Origin of the sequence: Methanococcus voltae PS (assembly GCF_024807035.1) — an archaeon.
GTDB classification, from domain to species: Archaea; AGJL01; Methanococci; order Methanococcales; family Methanococcaceae; genus Methanococcus; species Methanococcus voltae.
In genome coordinates, this window is record NZ_JANUCQ010000012.1 from 1 (window position 1) to 1,715 (window position 1,715).

Genomic DNA, 1,715 nt, shown 5'->3' on the forward strand with positions numbered 1-1,715 from the left:
TAATTGTTACGAACCTAAAAACGTTACATGTACCATCTCATAAGCATATTATGCAATTGAGATGAATGCCTGAAACGAAAGAAGTTTCAAGTACGAAGTAAGCCCACAATCTTGTGAAACCTATTAACGACCAAGTCATTTCCTTTAAATGAAATACTGACCGACTCCACGAGAGTAGTTGCTTATCCGTAAGCAACTAATTCCGGTTGATCCCGCCGGAGGTCACTGCTATTGGGGTTCGACTAAGCCATGCGAGTCTATGGCTTCGGCCATGGCGGACGGCTCATTATCACGTGGTTAACTTACCCTCAAGCGGAGGATAACCTTGGGAAACTGAGGATAATACTCCATAGGAAAAAAGGTTTGGAATAATCTTTTTCTGAAAGCATATGCGCTTGAGGATAGGACTGCGCTCGATTAGGTAGTTGGTGGGGTAATGGCCCACCAAGCCTACGATCGATACGGGCCTTGAGAGAGGGAGCCCGGAGATGGGGACTGAGACACGGCCCCAGGCCCTACGGGGCGCAGCAGGCGCGAAACCTCCGCAATGCACGAAAGTGCGACGGGGGGACCCCAAGTGCCTATGTAACTCATAGGCTTTTAGTAAGTGTAAATAGCTTAAAGAATAAGGGCTGGGCAAGTTCGGTGCCAGCAGCCGCGGTAACACCGACGGCCCAAGTGGTGACCACTCTTATTGGGTCTAAAGCGTCCGTAGCCGGTTTAGTAAGTCCTTGTTTAAATCCTCTGGCTTAACCAGAGGACTGGCAGGGATACTGCTAGACTTGGGACCGGGAGAGGACAAGGGTACTCCAAGGGTAGCGGTGGAATGTGTTGATCCTTGGAGGACCACCTATGGCGAAGGCACTTGTCTGGAACGGGTCCGACGGTGAGGGACGAAAGCCAGGGGCGCGAACCGGATTAGATACCCGGGTAGTCCTGGCCGTAAACTTTGCGAACTAGGTGTTAGGTAGGCTCTGTGCCTATCTAGTGCCGAAGGGAAGCCGTTAAGTTCGCCACCTGGGGAGTACGGTCGCAAGACTGAAACTTAAAGGAATTGGCGGGGGAGCACCACAACGGGTGGAGCCTGCGGTTTAATTGGATTCAACGCCGGGCATCTCACCAGGAGCGACAGCATTATGATGACCAGGTTGACGACCTTGTCTGAAGCGCTGAGAGGTGGTGCATGGCCATCGTCAGCTCGTACCGCGAGGCGTCCTGTTAAGTCAGGTAACGAGCGAGACCCGTGCCCTATGTTGCTAGTTTCTTCTCCGGAGGGAACGCACTCATAGGGGACCGCTGGCGCTAAGTCAGAGGAAGGAGCGGGCAACGATAGGTCCGCATGCCCCGAATCTCCTGGGCTACACGCGGGCTACAATGGCTGGGACAATGGGATGCTACCCTGAAAAGGGACGCAAATCTCCTAAACCCTGTCGTAGTTCGGATCGTGGGCTGTAACTCGCCCACGTGAAGCTGGAATCCGTAGTAATCGCAGTTCATAATACTGCGGTGAATGTGTCCCTGCTCCTTGCACACACCGCCCGTCACACCATCCGAGTTGGGTTGAGGTGAGGTTTTGGCCTTCGGCTAAGATCGAACCTGGGTTCAGCGAGGAGGGTGAAGTCGTAACAAGGTAGCCGTAGGGGAACCTGCGGCTGGATCACCTCCTAGAAAGTTAAGATGATAGGTCGTTAATAGGCACTAAAAGATTGTGGGCT

Annotated in this window: 1 rRNA gene; it reads left to right on the top strand. The window is 52.8% G+C overall.

The features are described 5' to 3' along the window. Positions 1–199: 199 nt before the first annotated feature. Positions 200–1,666: ribosomal RNA gene (locus tag M2325_RS08245) — 16S ribosomal RNA — on the top strand. The last annotated feature ends 49 nt before the right edge of the window (positions 1,667–1,715 follow it).